This is a genomic window from Polyangium sp. y55x31, from assembly GCF_029946505.1.
In the GTDB taxonomy this organism is placed as follows: Bacteria; Myxococcota_A; Polyangia; order Polyangiales; family Polyangiaceae; genus Polyangium.
Genome location: NZ_JARZHG010000053.1, coordinates 33901 through 54857, shown reverse-complemented (window position 1 = coordinate 54857; position 20957 = coordinate 33901). Strand labels below are relative to the sequence as shown.

The 20957-nt window shown below is 69.5% G+C and carries 20 protein-coding genes; 11 read left to right on the top strand and 9 right to left on the bottom strand.

Going from position 1 to position 20957, the window contains the following annotated elements; all coding sequences use genetic code 11:
* Window positions 1-153 precede the first annotated feature (153 nt).
* From QHF84_RS46155 to QHF84_RS46145, 3 genes are read left to right on the top strand one after another with little or no spacing between them, the layout of a single operon-like run.
* Window positions 154-678 carry a hypothetical protein gene (locus QHF84_RS46155; protein ID WP_281320016.1) on the top strand — a complete coding sequence of 175 codons (525 nt, stop codon included), beginning with the start codon at window positions 154-156 and terminating at the stop codon, window positions 676-678.
* A gap of 37 nt (window positions 679-715) precedes the next feature.
* The gene (locus tag QHF84_RS46150) at window positions 716-1660 is read left to right on the top strand and encodes an ABC transporter permease subunit (protein WP_281320015.1); all 945 of its coding nucleotides are present in this window, start codon (window positions 716-718) and stop codon (window positions 1658-1660) included.
* Complete coding sequence (locus QHF84_RS46145; RefSeq protein WP_281320014.1) at window positions 1657-2355, top strand: hypothetical protein; 699 nt, start codon at window positions 1657-1659, stop codon at window positions 2353-2355. The genes QHF84_RS46150 and QHF84_RS46145 overlap by 4 nt, the downstream gene beginning before the upstream one ends.
* Window position 2356: 1 nt before the next feature.
* On the opposite strand, the gene QHF84_RS46140 is transcribed toward QHF84_RS46145, so the two are convergent.
* The 3 genes from QHF84_RS46140 to QHF84_RS46130 all read right to left on the bottom strand — a co-directional run bounded on the left by QHF84_RS46140 (window position 2357) and on the right by QHF84_RS46130 (window position 4161).
* A complete protein-coding gene (locus QHF84_RS46140; protein WP_281320013.1) occupies window positions 2357-3244 on the bottom strand; it encodes a hypothetical protein in 888 nt (295 codons plus the stop codon).
* Between the two features lie 69 nt (window positions 3245-3313).
* Entirely contained in the window at window positions 3314-3868 is a 555-nt protein-coding gene (gene orn, locus QHF84_RS46135; protein ID WP_281320012.1) for an oligoribonuclease, read from the bottom strand.
* A 14-nt stretch (window positions 3869-3882) separates the two neighbouring features.
* Window positions 3883-4161, bottom strand: a complete 279-nt coding sequence (locus QHF84_RS46130) for a hypothetical protein (protein ID WP_281320011.1) — start codon at window positions 4159-4161, stop codon at window positions 3883-3885.
* Window positions 4162-4164: 3 nt separating this feature from the next.
* Between QHF84_RS46130 and QHF84_RS46125 the strand changes: the two genes are divergently transcribed.
* Window positions 4165-5124 (top strand): cation diffusion facilitator family transporter, encoded by a 960-nt coding sequence (locus QHF84_RS46125; RefSeq protein WP_281320010.1) that lies wholly within the window; start codon window positions 4165-4167, stop codon window positions 5122-5124.
* A 27-nt stretch (window positions 5125-5151) separates the two neighbouring features.
* Here the strand turns inward: QHF84_RS46125 and QHF84_RS46120 are convergent, their stop codons facing one another.
* On the bottom strand, window positions 5152-6360 hold the full coding sequence (locus tag QHF84_RS46120) for a CAP domain-containing protein (protein WP_281320009.1): 1209 nt from the start codon (window positions 6358-6360) through the stop codon (window positions 5152-5154).
* Window positions 6361-6378: 18 nt separating this feature from the next.
* On the bottom strand, window positions 6379-7689 hold the full coding sequence (locus tag QHF84_RS46115) for a tetratricopeptide repeat protein (RefSeq protein ID WP_281320008.1): 1311 nt from the start codon (window positions 7687-7689) through the stop codon (window positions 6379-6381).
* Between the two features lie 108 nt (window positions 7690-7797).
* Here QHF84_RS46115 and QHF84_RS46110 point away from each other — a divergent pair, with 108 nt between their 5' ends.
* The 5 genes from QHF84_RS46110 to QHF84_RS46090 all read left to right on the top strand — a co-directional run bounded on the left by QHF84_RS46110 (window position 7798) and on the right by QHF84_RS46090 (window position 14435).
* Window positions 7798-9264 (top strand): MlaD family protein, encoded by a 1467-nt coding sequence (locus QHF84_RS46110; RefSeq protein ID WP_281320007.1) that lies wholly within the window; start codon window positions 7798-7800, stop codon window positions 9262-9264.
* A gap of 181 nt (window positions 9265-9445) precedes the next feature.
* Window positions 9446-9898, top strand: coding sequence for a hypothetical protein (locus QHF84_RS46105; protein ID WP_281320006.1), 453 nt, complete (start codon window positions 9446-9448; stop codon window positions 9896-9898).
* A gap of 311 nt (window positions 9899-10209) precedes the next feature.
* Window positions 10210-11274, top strand: coding sequence for a hypothetical protein (locus QHF84_RS46100; RefSeq protein WP_281320005.1), 1065 nt, complete (start codon window positions 10210-10212; stop codon window positions 11272-11274).
* 56 nt (window positions 11275-11330) lie between these two features.
* Entirely contained in the window at window positions 11331-12962 is a 1632-nt protein-coding gene (locus tag QHF84_RS46095; protein WP_281320004.1) for a multiheme c-type cytochrome, read from the top strand.
* An 81-nt stretch (window positions 12963-13043) separates the two neighbouring features.
* On the top strand, window positions 13044-14435 hold the full coding sequence (locus QHF84_RS46090; RefSeq protein ID WP_281320003.1) for a serine/threonine-protein kinase: 1392 nt from the start codon (window positions 13044-13046) through the stop codon (window positions 14433-14435).
* Here QHF84_RS46090 and QHF84_RS46085 read toward each other — a convergent pair.
* Window positions 14429-15661, bottom strand: coding sequence for a kelch repeat-containing protein (locus QHF84_RS46085; protein WP_281320002.1), 1233 nt, complete (start codon window positions 15659-15661; stop codon window positions 14429-14431). The genes QHF84_RS46090 and QHF84_RS46085 overlap by 7 nt on opposite strands.
* A gap of 268 nt (window positions 15662-15929) precedes the next feature.
* Here QHF84_RS46085 and QHF84_RS46080 point away from each other — a divergent pair, with 268 nt between their 5' ends.
* Complete coding sequence (locus QHF84_RS46080) at window positions 15930-16901, top strand: hypothetical protein (RefSeq protein ID WP_281320001.1); 972 nt, start codon at window positions 15930-15932, stop codon at window positions 16899-16901.
* Window positions 16902-16926: 25 nt separating this feature from the next.
* On the opposite strand, the gene QHF84_RS46075 is transcribed toward QHF84_RS46080, so the two are convergent.
* Together QHF84_RS46075 and QHF84_RS46070 are read right to left on the bottom strand one after the other, a co-directional pair.
* Window positions 16927-18249, bottom strand: a complete 1323-nt coding sequence (locus QHF84_RS46075) for a sigma 54-interacting transcriptional regulator (protein ID WP_281320000.1) — start codon at window positions 18247-18249, stop codon at window positions 16927-16929.
* Window positions 18250-18311: 62 nt separating this feature from the next.
* A complete protein-coding gene (locus tag QHF84_RS46070) occupies window positions 18312-19016 on the bottom strand; it encodes a hypothetical protein (protein WP_281319999.1) in 705 nt (234 codons plus the stop codon).
* 196 nt (window positions 19017-19212) lie between these two features.
* Here QHF84_RS46070 and QHF84_RS46065 point away from each other — a divergent pair, with 196 nt between their 5' ends.
* Window positions 19213-20430 carry a hypothetical protein gene (locus QHF84_RS46065; RefSeq protein WP_281319998.1) on the top strand — a complete coding sequence of 406 codons (1218 nt, stop codon included), beginning with the start codon at window positions 19213-19215 and terminating at the stop codon, window positions 20428-20430.
* Window positions 20431-20432: 2 nt separating this feature from the next.
* Here QHF84_RS46065 and QHF84_RS46060 read toward each other — a convergent pair whose 3' ends face one another.
* On the bottom strand, window positions 20433-20846 hold the full coding sequence (locus tag QHF84_RS46060) for a hypothetical protein (protein ID WP_281319997.1): 414 nt from the start codon (window positions 20844-20846) through the stop codon (window positions 20433-20435).
* Window positions 20847-20957: the final 111 nt, after the last annotated feature.

The following is a 20957-nucleotide window of genomic DNA, read 5'->3' as shown; positions in this document are numbered from 1 at the left end:
CCACGCGAAGGAAAGCTTTTTCGAGGGATGCACGTGGGGGCTCGACGGCGCGCCCACATGGAAGTACATACGCCGCTCGCTCGGCCTCGATCCGGGGCTGGAACGGGCAAGATGACACCTCCTCGAAATCGCCGAAGGTCGACCTCTCCTCGGGTGGAATCGGAAAACCACGGCGAGCCTGGCTTCGTGCACGCGAGCCGCGACGCGCAGATCGATTGGGTCTTCGAGATCCTGTTCGGCAAGGGCGCGCTCGACAGGGACGAAGCGGTCGGGCAGGTGCTCGACGCGCTCGTGCTCCTCGGCCTCGCCGACGAGGAGGACGAAGCGAAGAAGGCCAAAGCGCGCGTCGCCGTGGAGCGAGCGATCGACAACGGCCTGCGCGCGGGCCGCTTCGATCGTCCGAAGCGCGGCCAGATCCGCGCCATTCGTACCGACGCGAAGGATTATTCGTCCGAGGATTGGACGCTCTGCCTGATGAACGCGCTCGACCGCGAGCCGACCGATCGCGACGCGGCCTTGCGCTTCGCCGCGTACTGGGCCGCGTCGAACACGGGTCTCTCCTTTGCGCGTTTGCAGCGCGGCGGCTCGATCTTGACGGGCCTCGACGCTGCGCTCGAGTCGGCTCTTCGGCGCGGTCGCTTCCTCGACGTGGGCGGCGGCTGCGTGCGCAAGGTCTGAGGGGAACGGCTGATCGCTTCGTGATACGTTCCGCGCCATGTTCGGCCGGATCGGCGTCATCGCCCTGAACACGTACCGCGAGTCGGTGCGCGCGCGCATCTTGCTCGGGCTCGCGGTCGTGGCCTTCTTCGTGTCGCTCTTCTCGCTCGTGGTCGGCGCCTTCACGCTGAAGAACGCGCCGCGCGTCGTGAGCGACCTCGGCGCGGCGTCGATCTCGATCTTCAGCTTGCTCGTGGCGATCGTCATCGGCGCGACCTCGCTCTACCGCGAGCTCGAACAGAAGACGCTTTTTCCCATCCTGGCCCGGCCGATCCGCCGCAGCGAGTACCTCGTCGGCAAGTACCTCGGCACGCTGCTCACGATCGTCGTCTTCATCATGGCCGACGCGGGCCTCGTGCTCCTGCTCAGCGCGGGCCTCGGCGCGAGCAACTCGGCCGCGCACCTCTCTCGCATCGTGGGCGGCGCGCTCGGCTGGCTCTTGCTCATGGGCCTCGTCGCCTGGCGCGTCCCGGCGATGCGCACCTATGGCGTGATCCCGTGGGCCGCGGGCATGCTCGTGCTCGGCGTCGTCCTCTCGGGCGTCGCGCCGGACGAGCGCCGCGTCGTGCTCGCGTCGAGCCTGCTCACGCTGCTCGAGATCGCGATCGTCGCTGCGGCGGCCACGCTCTTCGCCTCGTTCTCCACGCCCTTCCTCTCGGCGCTCTTCACGCTCGGCGTGTGGCTCGTGGGCCGGTATGCCGACAACCTGGCGCGGCTGCCCGTGAAGCAATTCGGACAAACGATTCACGACATGGGTGTCGGGCTTTCGAAGATCGTCCCGAACCTGCAAATCTTCGTCCCGGCGCGGCCGCTGCTCGTCGGCGAGGCGATCGACGTGAAGCTCTCGTCGTACCTCGGCATGGCGTCGCTCACGTCGTTCGGCTGGTCTTTGGGGCTCCTCGCCGTGGCTGCGCTCGTCTTCAACGAGCGTGATTTCCTGTGAACGACGCGGCCGGAACGACCTCGATTTCGCCCGCGCGCGCGCGTTTCGTCGCGCGGGTCGTGCGCGCGCTCGGAGCCGCGGCGATCGTCGGGCTGCTCGTCGGCGCGGTGACGGCGCGTGTCGTGTGGTCGGGCGAAGCGGAGATCGCCGAGAGCACGGCGGCGCTGCGGCGCGGCGACGCGTACGAGGCCACCGTCCGGGCGCGCAGGGCCGCCGGCTGGTATGCGCCGGGCGCGCCGCACGTGCGGGTCGCCTACGAGCGGCTCGCGTCGATTGCTACGACGGCGGAAGGTCTCGGCGATCGGGATCTCGCGCTCCTCGCCTGGCGTGGCGTCCGCACGGCGGCGATCGAGACGCGCTGGCTCCTCGTCCCGCACAAGGAGGACCTCGACCGCGCGAACCTGGCCATCGCGCGGATCGAGGCCGCGGCGCCGCGCCCGCCGGGCACGCGCACCGAGCCGCCGCAGCGCATCGAGGAGAAGCAGCTCGCGGCGCTCCTGCGCGACGAGGCGCCGCGCACGCCGTGGGTCGTCCTCTTGCTCGTCGCGTTCGTCGCGTGGGCGGGCGGCGCTGCGTGGGCCGTGCGCCGTTCGAGCGCGTCGCCGGACGGCTTCGACCTCGCGCGGGCGCGGGCGGGCATCTTCGTCGCGCTCGCGGGCGTGCTCTTGTGGGTGCTCGCGCTCTGGCGCGCTTGATTCAGGGTTTGGCGAGGCCCATTTCCGCGACCACGCCCGTCGTCCCGGGCGACGACGCGACGACGGGGGCGGGCAGGAGCTTCGGCCTCGGCTGCGCGCCGTGTGTGGCCTCGGCGAAGGCCACGAGCGCGTTCGTCTGCACGTGCACGCGCTTGGCGAGCGCGCGCGCCCCGTCGGCGGCGATCTTCCCTTGCTCCTCCTTGTGCGAGCGCGCCGCGCCGATCATCTGCTCCTTCTTCGACACGTGCAGCGGCTCGCTCACCGAAAACAGGATCGTCCCCGTGCGTACGTCGAGGAAATCGGCCTGCGCGATCCCCTGGCTCTCGACGGTCACGCCCGGCGCGAGGAACATGCCGAGCACGGTCGGATAGAGCCACGCCCAGCCGTTCAGGTGCGTGCTGTCCTCGAAGCGCTCCGAATAAAGCACGAGATACCTGAGCCGGTAGCGGGCGGCGATCACGCGCAGCCCCTCGATTCCGCCCACGTTCGGCAGGTCCGTCGAGATGTCCGTGACCTGCGAGAAATGGGGATTTCCCGCGAGCGTCTTGGCGAAATGGTGTGATGCCGTGCTCCGGAGGCCGAGTGACGGCGATCCTTTGGGATCAAACGGTTCTGCCAGGGGAATCACGCCGATGCGCGCCGGGAGCTGCAAATCGATCGGCGCTTCGAGCACGGTTTGCAGGTCCTGCTCGGTGAGCGCGCCGGTCACGTCCTTCGTGAAGTACGAGCGCTGGAGCGCGGGCGCGGCGGGCGCGACCATTTCGGGCCGCGCGGCGGCGTAGGCCTGGGGCTCGGCCATCGGTGACGGCGCGCCGCCGCAGCCGGCGAGCAGGGAGATCGAGGCGAGGATGGGGGCGACTATCGAGGCGAGGCGCGTCTCTGCGAACATGGCGGGTATCCGTTCTCCGTGGCGTGTGCATGAGAACGAGACCCGAGCCTTCGCCTTACACGGCGATCTTCAGGCGCGCGCGAGGGGCGCGAACAGGAGCTTCTGGTAATGGGCGAGCTCCTCGATCGATTCGCGGATGTCGTCGAGCGCGCGGTGCGTCTCCTTCTTCTTCGGCGCCTGCCGTTCGGGACACCACCGCTTCACGAGCTCCTTCAGCGTGGACACGTCGATCATGCGGTAATGCAGGTGGGCCACGAACGCGGGCATGTAGCGCTCGAGGAACTCGCGGTCCTTCCAGACGGAGTTCCCACAGAGCGGCGCCGTCCCTTTCGTCACGTGCTTCTGCACGAAGGCGAGCGTCTGCGCGGCGGCGTCGTCGAGGGTGACCTTCGAGGTCGGGATCCGTTCGAGCAGCCCCGAGCGCGCGTGCAGGTCGCGGACGAAGTCGTTCATCGTGGCGAGCACCTCGGGCGGCTGGTGGATGACGAGGTTCGGGCCCTCTTCCACGACGCGGAGGTTACAGTCCGTGATGATCGTCGCGATCTCGACGATCGCGCAGCGCTGTGGATCGAGCCCGGTCATCTCGAGGTCCACCCACACGAGGCGGTCCGACGGTTCGGCCATGGGGCGGAGCATAGTCAACGAAGCCCGCCCCCCGCCAAGTTTTGACCCGCTCGGCTCGCCCGAGCGGAGGTCTCGACGCCGGAGCGCGTCGATCGGTGCCTTCGCCCGCTCGCGGATGGACTACCCTCCCGGCCATGGCCCGTGCGGCGCACCCCGAAGATCACGCGCATCACGACCACGCGCATGAGGATGGTCACGATCACGATCACGATCGTCACGACGATCACGACCACGCGCACGACGAACCGCGGAAGGGCCACGCGCACCACGACCACGACCACGGCCATGCGCACGGCTTGAGCGAGCTACGGCGCACGCCGTTCCGACGGCTCATCCTGGCGTTCACGGTCACGGCCGGCTTCATGGTCGTCGAGGCGGTCGTCGGCTTTCTGTCGGGCAGCCTCGCGCTCCTCGCGGACGCGGGCCACATGCTCGCGGATGCGGCGGCGCTCGCGCTCGCCATGATCGCGCAGCGCATCGCCTCGCAGCAGCGCACGCGCGCCCGCACGTACGGTTATCGCCGCGCCGAGGTGCTCGCGGCCTTCGCGAACGGCGTCGCGCTCGCGCTCACGGCCGTGTGGATCTTCGGCGAGGCCGTGCATCGGTTCAACGAGCCGCGCTCGATCGACGGCGCGGCCATGACGGCGACCGCGGTGACGGGCCTCGTCATCAACCTCTTCGCCGCGGCGGTGCTCTCGTTCGGCGACAAGGGGCACAACATCAACACGCGCGCCGCGCTCGCGCACGTCCTCTCCGACGCGCTCGGCTCCGTCGGCGCGATCGTGGGCGGCGTGCTCGTCCTCTCGCTCGGCTGGACCCGGGCCGACCCGATCATCAGCGGCGTCATCGCGCTCTTGATCTGCTGGGGCGGCTTCAAGCTCGTGCGCGACACCTCGCACGTGCTCATGGAGGGAAGCCCCATCGAGATCGACATCGCGCACGTCGAGGACACGCTTCTCAAGGTCCCCGGCGTCGTGGGCTTTCACGACCTGCACGTCTGGTCGATCTCGGAGGGCTTCGACGTGCTGACGGTGCACATCGTCATCGCGCGCGGCTTCCACGGCACCGACGTCGTCCAGGCCGTCGCGGCGCGCATGCGCGAGGCCCACGGCCTCGAGCACTGCACCATCCAGCCCGAGCCCTCCTCCGAGCCTCAGCTCGTCCCCCTGCGCCGCAAGTCCCAGGGGGAAAACATTTTGACGTCGAACGAAACGAAGCTCCCCCTCTCCCGCGAAGGAGAGGGGGATGGGGGGTGAGGGAAGGGGGTCGGGGGACGGCGCCGGCTACGATCCGGAGAACAACTCCGTCACCCAGTACGACCCATCCGCCCCACGCGACACGGCCACCCCGACGCGCGTGAACTTCTCCAGGAGCAAATTCCCCCGGTGCGACGGGCTCGCCCAGAGCGCCCTGTGCGCGTTCGGCAGCGAGCTCGCGCTCGCCACGTTTTCCCCGGCGATCGCCGTCTGGATCCCCGCCGCCTCGATGCGCTTGCGTGGATCGCCCCCGCCCACGTCGTGGCCGACGATCCGCGTCTTCATCATCTCCTCCGAGTGCGCCCGCGCCACCTTGTCGAGCGCCGCGTCTCGCACGAGCGGCTTGCGACCTTCGGCGATACGCGCCGCGTTGATCATGCGCAGCATCGCGTCCGCGTCGTCCTTCGCCCCCGCCGCGGCCTCCTCGCCCGGCACCGCGGCGCGGACGAACTCGGTCGGCGGCTTTTGCCCGGCGTAGATCGTCGTTTCCAGCACCGGACGTGGCCCCGTCGACACCGTCGCGAGCACCTGCACGAGCCACGCGCCGGGCTGGTCCACCGCGAACGTCGACCGGATCTTCCCGCCCGATAGCGAGCTCGGCACCGTGCGCGGCGCCGCGCGTGGCCCGAGCAAGACGACCTGCACGCCCGAGGCCGGCACGAGCATCGTCCCTTCCAGCGTGATCCACTGTCCCACGCGCGCCGTCGTCGTCACCGGCGCCATGTCCGCGAGCGCGTCGAACGTGATGACCGTCGCGACCGACGCCCCGCCTTCGCCGTCGAGCTTCGCCACGCCGCATCGACGCGCGCCGAGCGACCGAAGCCCGCCGATCCACCCCTTGAAGCGCGTCTCCGTGTCCGCGTCGTCGAGGTTCACCCCGGAGAGCGACCACGCCTTCGGCCACACGTGCGGGTCCCCCGCGGCGCGCAGCGCGAAGGCGAGCTCATCGGCCGTCAGCGCGCTCGCCCCGTCGAGCTGCCGCCGCGCCACGATCCCCGCGACTTCCATGAGCGCGCTGTCCGCGGGCCCGCAGAGGTTCAAGAGCGGGGCCTCGCGTGCGCTGGTTTTCGCGGCGGAGTGGGGGGACGAGACGGTCGGCTTCCAGGTGACCCGCAGCGCGCCGGCCTCGGCCGAGGCGACGAGCGGCAGCGCGAGGGCGGCGAGGGCGGGCAGCGAGCAGACGAGCGCTTGGAGGAGGGACGGACCTCGGTGCAATCGGCGCGAATGAGCGTTCATCGACGACTCCGGGTGGGGTCAACGCGCCGCGGTGTACACCCCTTGCGCGGGGTCGGCGACGAGCGGCGCGCCGAGCATCGTGCGTTCGACGTAGCGCACCATGGCCTCATGCACCTCGCGTGGCGCGCTGCGCGCCCGCTCGGGACGGTGCCGGCCCAGGATCTCGGTCATGACGTACCCGCCGAGCCCCTCCTCGTGGGCGACCTCGAGCAGCGCCTCCATCGCCGGATCGACCGCCGCGCCCCCCTTGGACATCCGCGCGGCGACGTACGTCCCGAGCGCGGATTCCAGGCAGATGAGCTCTTCCATCATCGTGAGGTGGTAGGGCACGTCCTCGGGCTGCTCGAAGATTCGCGCGCGGACCTCGGGCTCGTAGCGCATCACGGCGCGGCAGCCGGCGTAGACGCGCGCGGGATCGCCGCCCGAGGAGCCGACGTGGATCGCGCCCACGCTGTCGACGTCGAGGAAGACGCGGAAGAGGGGCAGGCGCGTGAGGCGCGAGGAAGCGAGGCCGTTCGAGAGCCGGTCGGCGAGCTCGATCGCGCGGCGCGAGGCCGGCCAGAAGGCGATGGCCTCGGCGAGCCGGCGGCGCGCCTCTTCGCGATCCGCACGTTTCTCCGCGAGCTCGGCGAGCCGGAGGTGCGCCGTCGCGAGCGTCGGGTCGATGCCGATCGCCTCTTCGAACGCCTCGCGTGCTTCCTTCGGCTGGTTCTGCGCGACGAGCATCTCCCCGAGCTCGAGGGCGATTCCTGCCGCCCGCGTGGACCCGAGCGCCGCGCGAAACGCCTCCGCGGCGGCCTTCGTCTCGCCCGCGTCGCGCTTCGATCGGGCCGCGGCGAGCGACGTTTTCGCCTCGTCCGAGAGCTTGACCGGCGTCAGCGTGAGCGCGCGGTCCTTGCGAACCACCTCCGCCGTTTGCCACGGGTCCGGCTCTGCGGGCGGCGGCGGTCCGTACTGCGCCACCAGGTTCGCGAGCTCGGGCGCGGCGTCGTCGAGCGAGTACAGCCGCGGCGATTTGTCGATCACCGTCACGATCAACGTCGAGAACCGGATCGTCCTGCGCAGGTCGTCGAGGCGCGCGGGGCCTGCGTACTGGAAGCGATGCAGGTCCGGGTACACGCGCGCCGCCGGCACCTGAATCGGCGTCTCGACCGGGGCGAGCAGGGCGCGTTGCGCCGCGGTGTACGCGGGGAGCCACGCAGGCCTGTCGCCGAGCGCCTGCGTTTCTGCGGCCGGCGCTGCGGGGGCGGGCGTCATCGGCGCGGCGCCGGCGCAGCCCATGCCGCCGAGCGCGAACGTCACGAGCGCTGCCCGAGCTACGCCACGCATGCCTTCGGTGGTAGCAAATTTCGGCGCACCTGACACCCCTGGTGACCACGTTGAGGCTGCAAGAAAGGGGCGCGTCTCTTCGGCATTTCCGTGGTACGCTCGGCTTGCTTGGGCATCGAGGTCAATAAAGGCGCCAAGGTCGGCTTGATGACCGTCGCGCTCGCGGCTGCGGCGTTCGGCGCGTATCGCTTCATCTCGCCGGATGCGGGCACGGAGAACGGTTATCGCGTCTGGGCGTACTTGCCCGACGTGACCGGCGTCGCGCCGCACTCGCGCGTGATGATCCAGGGCATCCAGGTTGGCACCGTGGATCGCATCTGGCTCGACGGCGGCAAAGCGCGCGTCGACATCAAGATGTTCCCGACGGCCCCGCTCTTCGACGACGCGGCGATTGGCAAACGCGCGACGAGCTTGATCGGCGAATACTACATCGTGCTCGCGCCCGGGACGGAGGGGTATCCACGCATCCCGGATCAGGGGCAGATCAAGAACTACATCGAGGAGCCCTCGATCCAGTCCTTGCAGGGGCAGGTCTCCGAGATCCTGAAGGACGTCAAGACGGTGACCGAGTCCTTGAAGGGCACCGTCGGCAGCGACACGGGCAAGGATCAGCTCGAAAAGATCCTGAAAAACCTCGCCGAGGTGACCGAGGCGCTGAACGAGACCGTCCGCGAAAACCGCACGGCGGTCCGCGACACGATCAACAACATCAACACGATCACCCAGAACTCGCAGCCGAACATCAACGCCATCCTCGACAACCTGCGGCAGGTCACGGGCGACGTCCGCAAGATGACGAGCGCGAATGGCGAAAACGGCAAGGCGGGCGAGCTCCGGAGCGCGGCGGCGCGGATCGACAAGGCGACGACCTCGCTCGAGAGCGCGCTTTCGCATGCGGACAACGTCGCGGCGCGCATCGATCGGGGCGAGGGCACGCTCGGCAAGCTCACGAAGGACGAGACGCTCATCAACGAGGTCGAGAGCGCTGTCGGTGACGTGGGCGAGCTCGTCGGCGGCATGGGCCGATTGCAGACCATCGTCGGCCTGCGGACCGATTACAACTTCCTCGCGAACACCATCAAGAGCTACGTCGAGCTGCGCCTCCAGCCGTCCGAGGACAAATACTACCTCATCGAGCTCGTCAACGATCCGCGCGGTCTCACGACGTTCGAGCAGATCGACGTCGACACGACGAACCCGAACGACCCGCCGCATTACCGCGAGATCCGTACGGTCACGACGAACGCCTTCCGCTTCTCGTTCCAGTTCGCCAAGCGCTTCGGCCCCTTCACGGGCCGCTTCGGCATCAAGGAGTCGACCGGCGGCCTCGGCCTCGATTTGCACCTGCTCGACGATCGATTCGAGCTCCGGCAGGACCTCTTCGGCTTCGGCGAGCAGATCTCCCCGCGCTGGCGCGTCGCGCTCGCGTACGAGTTCATTCGCAAGTTGTGGCTGCTCGGCGGCGTCGACGACATCCTGAATGCCGATCGGCGTGATTACTTCATCGGCCTCCAGCTCCGCTTCAACGACAAGGATCTGAAGACGATCCTGCCCTTCGCGCCGCCCGTGTTCTGAGCGCGCACCCGGTGCGGAGCCCGCGCCGCACCGATCTCTCCGCAGGCGAGGGGCGCGGCGAATGCTCCGCAGCCGATTTCCCGCGGAAATCGCGGTTTCGGGCTCGAAAGGACGACGGCACGGACCGTGCAATTGGTCCTTCGCGAGCGCCGCGACAAGGCGCTGTCCCAAGGAGCCAGCCATGATGCACGTCCCCTCGTTCTTCCGCCCCCTCGCCGTCGCTCTTTGCCTCGCTTTCGCCGCCGCGCCCACGGTCGCTTTCGCGGGTGAGGGCCACGCCCCGGCCGGCGCCAAGGCCAAGGACGAGGCGGGCAAGAAGAAGCGCGTCGCCTTCCCGATTCCGGCCGATCAGTTCACGAAGCACGTGGAAAAGCGGATCGAGAAGGCCCGCGGCCGCATGGAGAGCCACATGAAGGAGAAGAACCTCCCCGAGGCGGACCGCGCCGCGCGCCGCAAAGCCTTCGACGCGAGCGCGACCGAGCTTCGCGCCGCCGCCAAGCGCGTCGCGCAGGACGGCACGGTCACGAAGGAAGAGGCCAAGGAGGTCCGCAAGATCGCGAAGAGCCTCAAGCCGGGCGGGCACGACAAGAAGAAGGGCCGCGACCACGGCAAGAAGCCTGGAAAGGCCGCCTGATCCATCACGCGTCCCCGCCCCCTGATCATCCCGCCCACGAAACGCCGCCTCGACCGGAGGCATCCGCTGTACTACTGAACAACTGCACCCTGCGCAGCCCGGTCGAGGCGGTTCGAAAAACGTGTCCTATCTAACGTCTTGCCCGTTCGTCCCCTTGGAACCTGAGCGGGTTTTTCCTCGGTGGATCCTGTGCCAAACCTGGATCGCGAGCCTGGTTGACATGACCTGAAAATTCGTTCAGTATCCGGCCCAGGTCGCGCCTCGCCCGGACGTGCTGCTCGGGCCTGCTCGCGCGCGCCAGGGATGTCGCCATGGCTCCGCCCAGCGCCAGTCATCGTGTCGTTTGCCTCGGAGTGCCCGGTAGGTCGCAGCTCGGATGTGAAGAGACCAATGCCCGCGACGTGTTCCACCTGTTCACCGGAGCCCTCGGTCCCCCGGGCACCGTGGCGACGTGTCTCGTCGGCGAGGACGCCACGAAAAAAGCAGTGAAGGGCGCATTCGACGCGGCTTCGCGTGAGAGCACGCCGTTTTTCGTCGTGTATTTTTCGGGCCGCGCCAGCGAAAAGGGTCTGCACGTGGCGGACGGGTGCATCGGCAGTGACGTGCTCGGGGGGTATTTCGAGCGCGTGGCCGCGCCGTCGGTGCTGTTCGTCCTCGATCTCGTGGTCGGCGCGGTGCCCGATGAAGAGGTCGTGCCGAAATGGGTCGAGGCCGTGGCGCGGGCACGCAAAGGCCTGCGCGTGGCGGCAGCGCGCGCGACGCGGATCGGCGTGGGCACCGAGGGCGAGGGGCGGGCGCGTTTCACGGGCGCGCTGCTCGAAGCGCTGCAAACCTCCGACGGCGATCTGGAGTTTCAGGGCGCGAAGTACATCTCGGATATGCGGGCGCTCCACGCATCGCAGGCCATTCTGCGGCGGCGGTGGCATGCGACCCATCTACCGGTGCAGATGGGGCCCTTCGGGGATTTTCCGCTCGCGCGGTGCCAGGCCGCCGCGGGTATCGGAAAAGGCACCATTCTCGGGGTCGCGGCCGGGACACGCCTCTCGGCGACAGTGCGTCATTCGATCGAAGGCCGCGCGCATGTGCCGACCGTGTTGCATTACGCGCTCGAAGACACGAGTCACGAGGTGCTCGGCGAGGGCGAGGTGGTCGTGATCCCCGACGGACCGGTGTTCGTCGGTCGCCAGCGTATTCGGCTGCCGGCCCGCGTGCTCTCGGACCATACCGTCTGGGGGCCCACGCTGGAGCTCGGCGAGCGGGTGCACGTCCGCTGGCGTATCTCCTTGCGAGATGCTCGGGGCCGCACGCTCGATCGCAAGGTGTTCGGCCACGAATACGCGGCGCCGCCAAAGTCGTCGCGGCGCTCGCGCGGGTAGGCGGCGAGGCGGCCGGGCGGCTACGAAGCGCCGCCCGCTGTGCTACAAGCCGTCCGATGCCTCGCGCGCTTCCCAGCACGGCTCTCGTCCTTTCCCTCGTCCTCGGTGCCACCGTGGCCGCGTGTCAGGGGTGCCGGACGCCGCCTCCCGTCACCGCCGAGGAGGACGCGGCCTCTGCGCAGCCGACCGTACGCCTCTACCTGCTGAGCACCGTTGCCGGCGCGATCGAGCCGTGCGGTTGTACGAAGGATCAGCTCGGAGGCGTTGATCACCTCGCGGCGTTCCTCCGCGCGGAGTCGGCCGCGGCGCCGTCGAGCCTCGTGCTCGGTGCAGGCCCGATGCTCTTCGGCGAGCCGACGCTCCGGCCCGAGGCGGTGACGCAGGAGTCGTGGAAGGCGGAGACGCTGGCCGCAGCGGCGAAGGAGCTCGGGCTCGTGGCGTGGGCGCCGGGCTTGAACGACTGGGCGGCCGGCGGCGAGGCGCTCACGAAGTACGTCTCGACCGCGGGATCGTCGCTGCTCGCGGGCAATGTCGAGGGGGTGCCCGGCGTGACGGGCGTCGTCGTGCGCGAGGTGTCGGGCGTGAAGGTGGGGATCATCGGCGTGGCCGAGCCGCGGGATCGCGGGGGAAAACTGCCGGACGGGATCCGCACGAAGCCCGCGCTCGACGCGATGAAAGCGGGGGTCGAGGAGGCGAAGAAGCAGGGCGCGCGCGTGCTCGTGGGGCTCGCGGCGATCCCGCGCGGCGAGGCGCTCCGGCTCGCGGACGCGATTCCCGATCTCGCCGTGCTCGTGCTCGGCAAGCCCCAGGAGACCGACCACAACAACGACGCGCCGAAGCCGCCGATGCGCGTGGGCTCGACGCTCGTCGTGGAGACGTCGAACCACCTGCAAACCGTGGGCGTCGTGGATCTCTACGTGCGGGCGCGGGACACGGAGGTGCTCTCGTTCGCGGACGCGAGCGGGATCGAGCGCGCCGAGGAGCTCGTCGTTCTCGCGGGCCGCATTCGCGACCTCGAGACGCGGATTCAATCGTGGGAGAAGGGCGGCAAGGTCAAAGCCGAGGATCTCGCCGCGCGCAAGGCCGACCTCGAGAAGCTGCGCGCCGAGAAGGCGAAGCTCGAAGAGCCGACGCCTTCGCCGAAGGGCAGCTATTTCCGATACAAGCTCGTCGAGGTGCGCGAAAAACTCGGCATCGAGCCGGCGATGGCGACCAAGCTCGTCGATTACTACAAGCGCGTGAACGAGCACAACCGCACGGCGTTCGCCGACCGCAAGCCCGCGGCCGCGCCGGCGGGAAAGGCGAGCTACATCGGCATCGAGGCGTGCACGGTTTGTCACGACGAGGAGCGCAAGGTCTACGACGGCACTGCGCACGCGAAGGCGTACGAGACGCTGGAGAAGGACTTCAAGGAGTTCAACCTCGACTGCGTGAGCTGCCACGTGACGGGCTACGACAAACCCGGCGGCTCGACCGTCACGTTCGTGGACAAATTCAAGGACGTGCAATGCGAGGAGTGCCACGGGCCGGGGTCGCTCCACGCGAGGAAGCCGGACGCGAAAGGGCTCATCATCCTGAAGCCCGATCCGCAATCGTGCGTCTCGCAATGCCATCACCCGCCGCACGTCGAGAACTTCGATCCGGTGGCGAAGATGGACCTCATCCTCGGGCCGGGGCACGGGAAGTAAAGCTCTCGCCGGTTTCTTGGCCCTCGCGGGGCTCGTCGCGGATGGTGTGAGGCAGCGCGCTTCGTGCGCTTTGCCTGACCCATGCACGACATCCATCCCTCGATCGCGCGGCTGCTCGCGCTGCCGGAAGCGGCGCGCCGGATCGGCCCATTCGTGCTCGTGCGTCAGCTCGGGCGCGGGGGATTCGCGCCGGTGTGGCTCGCGCGCGAGGTGTACGGGACCGAGACGTTGCGCGCAGTGGCGGTGAAGCTCGTCGCGCTCGGGGGCGATGCGTCGCGGCGCATCGTCGAGGAGGCGCGCGCGCTTTGCCGGGTCGAGCATCGAAATGTGGTGCGGTTTCATTCGCTCGCGGTCGACGAGGCGGCGGGCGTGATGGGGCTCGGCATGGAGTATGTCGCCGGGAGGTCGCTCGCGGCGCGGCTCGAAGCGGCAGGGGCGATGCGCGCGGAGCAGGTGGTCGAGCTCGGGATCACGCTCGCTTCGGCGCTCGCGGCGGTGCATCGCGCGGGAATCGTGCATCGGGACGTCAAGCCGGCGAACGTCGTGGAGACGGCCGAGGGATACAAGCTCGTCGATTTCGGGATTGCCTCGGCGAGGACGAGCTTCCCGGAGGCCGCGGCGTGGGCGCCTTCGCGGGATCCGGAAAGCACCGGGCGCGTGGCGGCGTTGCAATCGGGGACGCTCGGGTACGTGGATCCGGTCACGATTGCGACGGGCGGGCCGGCGTCCCCCGAAAGTGATCTGTATGCGATGGGCGCGACGCTTTTCGAATGCCTCACCGGCCGCTTGCCGGCGGGCGCGTACCGCGGGGATCTCGACGAGCGGATCCTCGACGGTCGAGCCTCGCCGCCGCCCGTCGCGACGCTCGCGCCGGATGTGCCCCGAGCGCTCGCGGCATCCGTCGATCGAATGGTGCGTCCAGACAGAACATTGCGGTACGGATCCGCCGAGGAGGTCGCCGCGGCGTTCGAGCGGATCCGCGAGAGGACGGCGGCGCGCCCGAGCGTGATGCAGGTCGTGGCCGCGTCGGCGCCGATCCTGGCGGTCGTGTCGGGAATCGGGACGTACGCGGCCTATGATCGAGCGGCGCGCGCGGAGGAGGCCGCGTCCCGGTGGATGCCCGCGCTGATTCAGGCGGAGGCTCGACGGGAGACGACGGAGCCCCAGATGGGCGCGGCGGCTCCCGCGGGAATACGTCCGGCGGCGCCGCGGGTCGAAGTGGAGCGACCCGCGCCGACAGCGCTGACGGTCTGCACGCCCGCGCGTTCTCCTCGGCCGAGCGTGGCCCCGAGCGCGGCCGCTTCGAGCAAACCGGCAAGCACCGCGCCTGTGACGGACGTCTCGGCTTGCGCGCTCGATGCGTGGAGCGTCGGCGCGTGCGCGCCCGATTCGAACGTGACGTCCGGCGAGCGCGCCCACGGGGCGTTCGTGGTGTTCGTGCCGCAGGTCTCGGCGCGTCATCCATTTTATTGAAGCGTATCGACGACGCAGACGCCTTCGACTGCGCATCGATGGCCCGCGGTGCATTCGAGGTTCGAAGCGCAGGGCGGGGTGAAGATCTCCGTGCTGCGCATCGGCGCGCTGTCGGCGCCGCCGAGGATCATGACGCGGCCGTCGGGGAGGAGCTCCGTGGTGTGGCCGCCGCGCGGGAGGCCGAGGTCGCCGATGGGCGACCATTCGCCTGTCTCGATATCGAGGATCTCGGCCTCGGCCACGAGGCCTCCGTCGTCGCCGGTGCCGCCGGTGACGAGCAATCGGCGCCCGCCCACGAGCAAAATGGCGTCGTGGTTCGTGCGAGCATGGAGCATGGGCGCCGCGGCCGTCCATGCGCCGGTGCTCGGGTCGTACGTCTCGACGGTGTTCGAGGCATTGCTGTCGGCGGCTCTCCCGCCGACGGCGAGGGCTTTGCCGTCCGGGAGGGTGGTGAGGGAATGAGAAGCGCGTGGCTCCAGCATGCTGCCGGTGGCGGTCCAGGTTCGCGTCGCGGGATCGAAGACCTCGGCGGCGTCGATGGCCTCGGCGCCGGGGATCGCGTCGAGGTCGGCGAACCCGCCGGAGACGAGAATGCGCGCGTCGAGGAGCGCCGTGGCCCCGTGATAGCTGCGTACCTGGGCCATGGGCCCCGCGGCGGGGAGCCATGTCTCGAAAATGGTCCTGTAGACCTCGCTTTGCGGCACGATGTCGGATACACCGCCGGCCACGACGATCATGCTGTCGGCGGGGGAATAGGTCGCGGTGAAGTAAATGCGCTGCTCGGCCATCGGGCTCGTGGCGTTCCACGCGCCTTGTGCGGGGTCGAATCGCTCGACCGTCTTCAGGTAATTCGTGCGGTGCTGACCGCCCATGGCGACGAGCGTCCCGTCGGGGAGGCGCACCATCCGGAATACGAGGCGCGGGCCGATCAGCGCGGGGCCGGGGGCGAGGGTGAATGCTTCGGGGTCGAAGATCTCGCAGCTCCCGAGGGCGTGAAAGCCGTCTCCCTGCACGAATTTGTCGAGCCCGCCGCAAACGAGCACGCGCCCATCCGCGAGCGCGCCGGACGCGTGCAGGTACCGGGGCTCCGCGAGATCGGGCCCGGGCGAAAAAACCACCTTCGCGGTCGTGTTCGGGAAATTCGTGGGCGGGGGCGGATCGCTGCAAGCGGCGAGGCAAAACGAGGTGGCGAGGAGGATCGCGATCGGCCGGGAGCGCGTGGGCATGCGCCGCATTCATAACACGAGCGGAGGCCCGCTCGCGGCGCCCTGACATCCTGTTGCGCAAAGGGTTGCCCAGGTCCGCTCTTCGGCGCGGGCCGCTCGAGCAATGAATTGCGCGGTTCCGTGACGTGCGATCGTCCCAGCAGGCGAGCGCAGCGTGCTCGAGGAGATCCGCGCGGAGAATTTCGCGCTGATGGAGGCTGCCGCGCGCCTCGCTCCGCGGTAAAACGTTTTACTTGACGGAACCCCGCCCCGCCGGTAGACGGCGCGTGTGTCCCCCGAAGACGACAGCGTCGATCTGATCCTGCGCCACATCTCGCAGCGGTTCCCGGACGAGCTCGCGCGTGGTCTCCTCGGCTGCGAAGGGCCTCTCACCGCCGCCGTGCTCGAGACCCAGGTCACCTCGCGCCATCGCGAGCTCGATCGCACGCTCGACGTACGCATCGACGGGGAGCGGAGGCTCCTCCACGTGGAATGGCAGACGGCGATGCCTGCCAACATGCCATATCGGACCTACGAGTATCAGGCGCTGCTCGGCTTTGCGGTCGCGGAGGAGAACAAGAGCGGCCCGGAGCTCGTGCCGCCCATCGAGAGCATCGTCGTGCTCCTCGGCGGTCGTGAAGAGCCGTGGCCTCTTTATGGCACCTACCGGGTTTCCCCGCGAGGCGCGCCGTTCTCGGGCGTGCACTTCCGCATCGAGCCGGTCTACCAGCGTACGATCGCCGAGCTCGCCGCCTGGGGCAGCTTCTGGCTCGCGTTCGCGCCGCTCGCCGTGGACGCGGACGAACGCAGCGTCGCACGCGTGCTCGGCGAGCTCCGCGCGCGTGTCCCGCCCGCGACGTTCGACGAGCTCGGCACGGCCATGGCCGTCCTGGCGGAAGCGGATCAACGCGAGCGGGGATTGCGAGACGTGGTACGATCGCTGTTGCCGAGGGAGCTGGTGATGCAGAACTGGATCTACAAGGAAGGGCTGGAAGAAGGGTACTCGAAAGGTATCGAGAAGGGCATCGAGCAGGGCATCGAGAGGGGCATCCACGAGGGCATCGAGAAGGGCATCCACGAGGGCCTCCGGCCGCTCGTTCACCTCTTGGAGCGCCGGCTCGGCCGTGCCCTGACCGAGCCGGAGCGCGCGACGCTGCTCGCGCGCATCCGCGTCGACGGCCCCGATCGGGTGGGCGACGCCGTCCTCGACCTCTCACCGCAGGACCTCGCGGCCTGGATCGCCCCGACGAACGGCCATTGAAAGCCGCGCGCCCCTCGCGCACCCCTCACCCCTTCCGCCGCGGCCGCGGCATTCCGTACGCCGACAGCCTCCCCACCAGCGTCCGTCGCGAGATCCCCAGCATCTCCGCGGCGCGCGTCTGATTCCCCCCGCATCGAACGAGCGCCTCGTCGATTCGCCGCCGCTCGATCGCCGAGAGCGCCGCGCCCACCTCGCGCACGCCCGACTTCGGCGACGCGTTCGCCATCCCCACGATTCGCGCCGGCAGGTGGTCCGGTAAAACCACGTCGCCCTCGCATACCGCCGCCGCGTGATCCATGGCGTTCCGGAGCTCGCGCAGGTTGCCCGGAAACGCGTATCCCACGAGCCTCGCGAGCGCGGCCGAGCCGATCGACGGCGGCGGCTGGCCGAGCTTCCGGAACGAGCTCGCGAGGAACGCCTCGGCGAGCCGCGGGATCTCGCCCACCCGATCCCGGAGCGGGGGAATGTGCAGCGTCACGGCGTTCAGCCGAAAAAGAAGGTCTTGCCGGAAGGCGCCGCGCGTCACCTCGGCTTCGAGGTCGCGGTTCGTCGCGGACAGGAAACGCACGTCGATCGGTTTTGCAATACGCGCGCCGATACGCATGACCTCGCGCTGTTCGAGCACCCGGAGCAGGCGCGCTTGCGCGCCGAGCGGCATCTCGCCGATCTCGTCGAGCAGCACCGTCCCTCCTTCGGCCGCCTCGAAAAGCCCGGCCCGCGCTTGCGTCGCTCCGCTGAATGCGCCGCGCTCGTAGCCGAAGAGTTCTCCTTCGATCAACGATTCCGGGAGCGCCGCGCAATTCAGCGTGACGAACGGACGCGCGGCTCGCGGTGATGCCTCGTGGACGAGGCGCGCGAGCACCTCCTTGCCCACGCCGGTCTCCCCCAGCAAGAGCACGCTGAAATCGCCCTGCGCCACCCTCCGCGCGCGCGCGACCAGCGCCCGCATCGCCTCCGATTCCACGACCGGCGCGCTTTCGTGCGTGCTCCGCCGCCGCAATGTCATGGGCACCGCGCCGAGGAGCAGGCCGTCACCCGCCGCCCATTCGACGAGCTCACCGGGGCGCTGCCGCAGCGTCGGCGTATCTCTGAGCGGCGCTTCGACGCCGCTTCGCCGTCGCATGTGCACGCCATTGGCGCTGCCGAGATCCTCGATTCGAATCACGCGACCGAGGTGCAGGATGGCGTGGCGCCGCGAGACCGACGCGTCCTCGATGCGGATATCGACGTCGGGCGCGCGCCCGAGGACGAGCCGACCGGACGCCGGCAGCGGGTGGGGTTGTATGCCCTCGCCGGCGTGGATCAAGAGCTCGAAGCCTGCGTCGATGTTCAGGCGATCCGTCGACATGGCCGACCGTAGGAGGCCTGGCCGACGAAAATCCAGTTTCCGGCGCTCGTTTGCCTTTGCCGTTAGCTGCGCCCGGGCAGCACGACGTTCATCATGACCCGCGTCGCATTGCCCTCGCCGTCTCCCGGCTGGGCGCGAATCACGACGCGGTCGCGGAAGCGGTACGTGCACTCGATCGACGAGAGCCCCGCCGCGTGAAGGCGCTCTTCGAGCTCCGGGAGCTGAAGCCTGCGTACGGGCCCGTCGAGGCCGCCGCGGGCCCAGGGCGCGCCGAGCGTCTCCACGAGGAACAAGGCGCCGCTCGGCGAAAGCATGGCCGCAAGCTCTTCGAGCGCTCGATCGAGCCACGAGAGCCCGTCCCGCAGCGTCCCGCCGCGCAGCTCCATGACGGGCATGAGCACGCTGCCCACCGTGACGACCGAGGCGAGCGGCGCGATGGCGAGCCCGCCGTCGCCGAGCCCCTGCGTGATCGACTTGATGCGCGTCGAGCCGCGGTGGAGGGCCTCGGCCAGCGAACGTTCGGCGCGGATGATCTTCTGCACGTTCGGCTCGACCAGCGTGATGCGGCCGAGCTCGGGGTAGGCCGAGGCGACGAGGCGCGTGAGCTTGCCCGTGCCGGCGCCGACGTCGACGAGGTGATCATCGGCGCCGAGCGGGGGGAGCGAAAGCACGAGCTCGCGGTAGTGCTCGGGTTCCCGCTCGGGCCCGGCCGTGAAGGTGGTGTCGTGCAGGTCGTACCAGTCGGGGTGCTCCCACGGGGGCATCATGCCCCGAGCTTATCGCGACGACGCCGCCCGCGCCACGCCCGCGCGCCCGTCCGCGGCCCGCGCATGCGCCTCGGGCGGGTTCGGCCGGACGCACCCTGGGTTTGCCCCAGGGCCGTTCGGACGAAAAAAGCGCGCCCGCCGACAAACGTGGAGGTTGTCAAACCCCGGCGTGGAGCCTATAGTTTGCCCCGGAACGATGTTCGTCTGGACAACCAACGGCGCGACGCGCTGCGAGGGCTTCGACGAGACCGGCGCTCTCTTCGGGGGCCTCGGGGCGATCGTGCTCGGGGGATTCGTCGGACTCGTCTTCGCCTTGCCCGTGTCCTCGGTCCTCGTGGTCCTCGGTATCGTCGTCGCCGTATGCGTCGGCTGCCGGTATTCGATCCGGATCGGGCCGGATGGCATTCGGCTCACGCTCTACCGGTTCTGGCTCGTCCCCGTGCACCGGCGGCATTCCTTGCTCGACGCGGACATCGACGTTCATCACGACCTCGACGCGGCGGAGCCGAAGGGCCTCGTCATCCGCGAGCCGTACGCCGATCCCGGCTTCGACAACGAATCCGACGTGTTCGGGCCCCGGTTCGGTCCGCCGCGCCTCCTTCGGCTGCACGCGCGGCTCGTGGACGCGCTCGACTCCATGCGCGCGGCCGTGTCGCGGGCGCCGGTGCCGCCCGGGCTCCGCAATTTCTGGCTGGGCCCGCAGATGGGCGCGTTCGACCTCGTCCGCGCCATTCGCGACGAACGTGGGCGACTCCGGCGGGTCCGTTCGGTCTCGGCCGTGTACGTCGGCGAGGTCGAGGTGCCGCCTGGATCCATTTTCCATTTCAATGAAGACCGCTTCCTCGATCCGCGCCGAGAGGACCGGCTGCACGAGGTGGTCCTCGGCGGGCCCATTCCGCTGCTCGGAAAAACGGTCCGCCCCGGGGCGAGCTTGGTCTTCGCCCCCTCGGGCCGTTTGTCGAGCCTGCGCGGCGCATTCGAATCGGAGGTGGAGATCGACGGGACGTGGGTGAACGGGCGGGACGTGCTCGCCTTCGATGAAGACGGCGAGCTCGTGGGATTCACGCTGGCGCGGGACGGACGCGCAGCGGGCCATCGTTTTCCCCAGGGGAGCCGCTTTCAATGCTGGCCGGCCGACGACGTTTTGCCCACGCGCTGGACCGTGCGCCTCGGGGGCCCCTTGCCATTGCCCGACATCACGCTCCGCGCCGGGGAGTCGATCGAGCTCTCGGACGACATCTCCCGGATCACCGCCATTTGCCCGCGTCGCAACGTGAAGGCGCACGGGCTCGTGGTGCGGGCCGGCATCGTGCCGATTCCACTGCGCAAAGACGGGCGAATCGACGTGGCGGGTTGCTTGAAAAGCGGAATCTTGCGGCCACGCGAGGAGGCCGAGGAGCCACGAGGCGTCTGACCTCAGGCCTTGGGCATCGGCGGCGTCGGCACGAAGAACCCTTCGAATTCGTCCCAGCCTTCAAGCGGGCCGGGGAAGCCGAGCACGGCGAGCGTGCGGCGCGCCGGCTCGACGACCCCGGGCGGCAATTCCTCCTCGATGGGACTACCGCCGGGCAGCGCCTCGCAGATCTCCTCGACGAGCGTCGCCGCCTCGACCACGCGGCGGACGTCGCCCGAGAGCGAGTCGTTTCGCGCCCGGATGCCCTCCGCCGTGCGCACGAACGCGCGGAGCGTCTCGGTCGCCGAGGCGAGCGACTCCGGGCTCGCCGAGCGGACGGAGGCGAACACGCGGGGCGCCGCGAACAGGAAGAGGAGGTTCATGCACTGGGACATCGCATGCGCGACCTCGGCCGCGCGGGTGGCGCTCGCATTCATGGACGGGCATGGTACCACGGACTTTCCGAGTCGGAAAAGCCCTTCCCCGCGTACAGCACGGCCTCGACGTGGGTAGACCGGCGCTCCGTCCCCAATGGAGAATGACCGTAC

Bases quoted from the DNA above. Each gene is read 5' to 3' on its own strand.
- QHF84_RS46090 (WP_281320003.1), top strand. From the start codon at position 13,044: ATGCACGACATCCATCCCTCGATCGCGCGGCTGCTCGCGCTGCCGGAA.
- QHF84_RS46085 (WP_281320002.1), bottom strand. From the start codon at position 15,661: ATGCCCACGCGCTCCCGGCCGATCGCGATCCTCCTCGCCACCTCGTTT.
- QHF84_RS46140 (WP_281320013.1), bottom strand. From the start codon at position 3,244: ATGTTCGCAGAGACGCGCCTCGCCTCGATAGTCGCCCCCATCCTCGCC.
- QHF84_RS46100 (WP_281320005.1), top strand. From the start codon at position 10,210: ATGGCTCCGCCCAGCGCCAGTCATCGTGTCGTTTGCCTCGGAGTGCCC.
- QHF84_RS46095 (WP_281320004.1), top strand. From the start codon at position 11,331: ATGCCTCGCGCGCTTCCCAGCACGGCTCTCGTCCTTTCCCTCGTCCTC.
- QHF84_RS46120 (WP_281320009.1), bottom strand. From the start codon at position 6,360: ATGAACGCTCATTCGCGCCGATTGCACCGAGGTCCGTCCCTCCTCCAA.
- orn (WP_281320012.1), bottom strand. From the start codon at position 3,868: ATGGCCGAACCGTCGGACCGCCTCGTGTGGGTGGACCTCGAGATGACC.
- QHF84_RS46115 (WP_281320008.1), bottom strand. From the start codon at position 7,689: ATGCGTGGCGTAGCTCGGGCAGCGCTCGTGACGTTCGCGCTCGGCGGC.
- QHF84_RS46075 (WP_281320000.1), bottom strand. From the start codon at position 18,249: ATGTCGACGGATCGCCTGAACATCGACGCAGGCTTCGAGCTCTTGATC.
- QHF84_RS46105 (WP_281320006.1), top strand. From the start codon at position 9,446: ATGATGCACGTCCCCTCGTTCTTCCGCCCCCTCGCCGTCGCTCTTTGC.
- QHF84_RS46065 (WP_281319998.1), top strand. From the start codon at position 19,213: ATGTTCGTCTGGACAACCAACGGCGCGACGCGCTGCGAGGGCTTCGAC.
- QHF84_RS46150 (WP_281320015.1), top strand. From the start codon at position 716: ATGTTCGGCCGGATCGGCGTCATCGCCCTGAACACGTACCGCGAGTCG.
- QHF84_RS46070 (WP_281319999.1), bottom strand. From the start codon at position 19,016: ATGATGCCCCCGTGGGAGCACCCCGACTGGTACGACCTGCACGACACC.
- QHF84_RS46060 (WP_281319997.1), bottom strand. From the start codon at position 20,846: ATGAATGCGAGCGCCACCCGCGCGGCCGAGGTCGCGCATGCGATGTCC.